This is a genomic window from Cellulomonas hominis, assembly GCF_005239125.1.
In the GTDB taxonomy this organism is placed as follows: Bacteria; Actinomycetota; Actinomycetes; order Actinomycetales; family Cellulomonadaceae; genus Cellulomonas; species Cellulomonas hominis_A.
Map to the genome: position 1 here is coordinate 1 of NZ_SZYE01000297.1, position 2,705 is coordinate 2,705.

The 2,705-nt window shown below is 78.8% G+C and carries 3 protein-coding genes; all 3 read right to left on the bottom strand.

The window, feature by feature from the left end:
• Positions 1-105: 105 nt before the first annotated feature.
• Positions 106-972, bottom strand: a complete 867-nt coding sequence (locus FA014_RS19045; protein ID WP_195969387.1) for a C40 family peptidase — start codon at positions 970-972, stop codon at positions 106-108.
• Positions 969-1,415, bottom strand: a complete 447-nt coding sequence (locus tag FA014_RS19050) for a flagellar FliJ family protein (RefSeq protein WP_154731180.1) — start codon at positions 1,413-1,415, stop codon at positions 969-971. The genes FA014_RS19045 and FA014_RS19050 overlap by 4 nt, the downstream gene beginning before the upstream one ends.
• The coding region (locus FA014_RS19055) for a FliI/YscN family ATPase (RefSeq protein WP_154731181.1) at positions 1,412-2,705 on the bottom strand (1,294 nt) is incomplete at its 5' end. The genes FA014_RS19050 and FA014_RS19055, both read right to left, overlap by 4 nt.

A 2,705-nucleotide genomic window follows, 5' to 3' on the forward strand; every position in this document is an offset into this window, starting at 1 on the left:
GGGCGCCCTGCAGGACCGCGTCGAACCCGGTCGGCGCGGTGCGCGCGGCACCGGCCGCCGCGGCGGCCGCGGCGCGCGGCGGCGCGGCGGGAAGCGTGCTGATGGTCACGAGGCGGCCCCCCAGAGGGACGTGAGCAGGGACGAGGTGGACGTGGCGGCGCCGGCCGGGCCGGAGCCGAGGGCGCCGAGCGCCGAGGTGAGCGAGGTGGCCTGGCCCTGCCCCGCGCCCGCCGAGCCGGCCGAGCCGGTCAGCAGCGCGAGGGCGTTCTGCCCGGCCGCGGTGCTCGCGAGCGCCGAGGACAGCGCCGACGAGGAGAGCCCCGACGAGGCCGACCCCGACGCGAGGGCCGCCGACGTGAGCGAGGCCGCCCCGCCCGCGGCGGGCGAGGCCTGCGGCAGCACCCGGCGGATGGTCGTGGGCTCGGCGTAGACGTCGCGGATCGTGACCGACTTCCCGGGCTTGGGGGCGTCGATCATCTGGCCGTCGCCGACGTAGATGCCGATGTGCTTCCCGCCGTTCAGCACGATCAGGTCGCCGGGCAGCGCCTGGTCGAGCGACGGCACCGCCTCCCCGAGCGTCGCCTGGTCGCGGGCGACCCGCGGCACCCCGGAGGTGATGCCGAGGTCGGCGAGCGACCGCAGCACCAGCCCGGAGCAGTCGAGGCCGCCCTCCGCGAGCGACTCGCCGCCCCAGACGTAGGGCGTGCCGAGGTACTTCTTGGCCGCGTCGACCAGGTCCTGGCCGGTGACGGTCGTGGACAGCGCGTGCGCGGGGACCGTGCCGGGGTCGGCCCCGCCGGTGAGCCCGGCGAAGGCGGTCGCGAAGTCGGTCCCGGCGGTGGCCGGCGCCGCGGTGGCGGTCGCGGGGGACGACGACGCGGCCCGCGCGGTGGGCGCCGGCACGGTCACCGGCTCGACGTACGCGCGGATCTCGGCGATGCGGGCCTGCACGGCCGCCACTCCCCCGGTCACCGGTCCTCCTCCGGGGCGGTGCCCGCGGGCACCGCCGCGCGGCGGCCCGCGACCTCGTCGAGCACGACCTGCTCGGCCCGCTGCTCCTCGACGCGGACCGCGGCCTCGTGCTTCTCCTGCAGCTTCTCCAGCGTGCGGGTCTGCGTGCGGGCGGCGGACCACGCGGCGTCGGCGGCGTCGACCTCGTCCTGGGCCACGAGGACCTGGGCGCGCCGGTCGACCAGCAGCGCGGACAGCGCGAGCCGGCTGGCGACGACGGCCTGCACGCCGCGGGCGTCGGTCCCCTCGGGGAACACGGCGGAGCCGAGCGCGGTCTGGGTGGCCGCGGCGCGGGCCGCGGCGGCGTCGCGCCCGCGGACGCTGGTCGCGCGCTGGGCGGCGGCCTGCTCCTCGGCGAGCGCCCGAAGGCGCAGCAGCCCGGCGAGGCGGAACGCGCGGCTCACGGCAGGTCCCCCATCGCGGCGACGAGCGCGGCGAGCCGCGCCCAGGAGTCGGCGGACGGGGCGCGCTCGTCCATGCCCTGGCGCAGGAAGCCGTCGATGGCCGCGCCGTGCGCGACGGCGGCGTCCACGAGCGGGTTCGACCCGGCGACGTACGCGCCCACGTCGAGCAGGTCCTGCGCCTGGCGGCGCGCGGCCATCACGCGGCGCAGCCGGGTGGCGGCGTCCTTCTGCTCGGGGCCGATCACCCGGGACGCGACGCGGGAGATGGAGGCGAGCGCGTCGACGGACGGGAAGTGGCCGGCGACGGCCAGCGACCGCTCCAGCACGACGTGGCCGTCGAGGATCGAGCGGGCGGCGTCGGCGATCGGCTCGTTGTGGTCGTCGCCGTCCACCAGCACGGTGTAGAGGCCCGTGACCGAGCCGGTCGCGCCGGTGCCGGCGCGCTCCAGCAGCTGGGCGAGCAGGGCGAACGTGCTCGGCGGGTAGCCGCGGGTGGCCGGCGGCTCGCCGACGGACAGCCCGATCTCGCGCTGCGCCATGGCGACGCGGGTCAGGGAGTCCATCATCAGCACGACGTCGTCGCCGCGGTCGCGGAACCACTCGGCGATCCGGGTGGCGACGAACGCGGAGCGCAGCCGGACCAGCGGGGGCTCGTCGGACGTGGCCACGACGACGACGGAGCGGGCCAGGCCCTCGGGGCCGAGGTCGTCCTCGAGGAACTCCCGCACCTCGCGGCCGCGCTCGCCGACCAGGGCGATGACGGAGACCTGCGCGTCGGTGCCGCGGGCGATCATCGACAGCAGGGACGACTTGCCGACGCCGGAGCCGGCGAACAGGCCGAGGCGCTGGCCGCGGCCCGCGGTGACGAGGGTGTCGAGCACGCGCACGCCGAGGTCGAGCGGCTGCGCCACCCGGGCGCGGGCCAGCGGGTGCGGGGCGTGCCCGGTCACCTCGGCGCGGCCGACGCCCACGAGCGGCCCGCGGCCGTCGATGGGGCGGCCCAGGCCGTCGAGCACCCGGCCGAGCAGGCCGGGGCCGACGGGCGCGGTCAGGGCGGTGCCGCGGGGGCGCACCGGCATCCCGGCGCGCAGGCCGTGCGTCGGTCCGAGCGGCATCGCGTGCGCGGAGCCGCGTCCGGTCGCGACGACCTCGGCGGGCACCTCGGTGCCGTCGCCCGGGTCGATCGACACGAGCTCGCCGACCGCCGCGCCGGTGCCGGCGACCTCGACGGTCAGGCCGACGACGCCGCGGACGGTGCCGACGCGCTCCGGCCGGGCCGCGCCGAGCGCC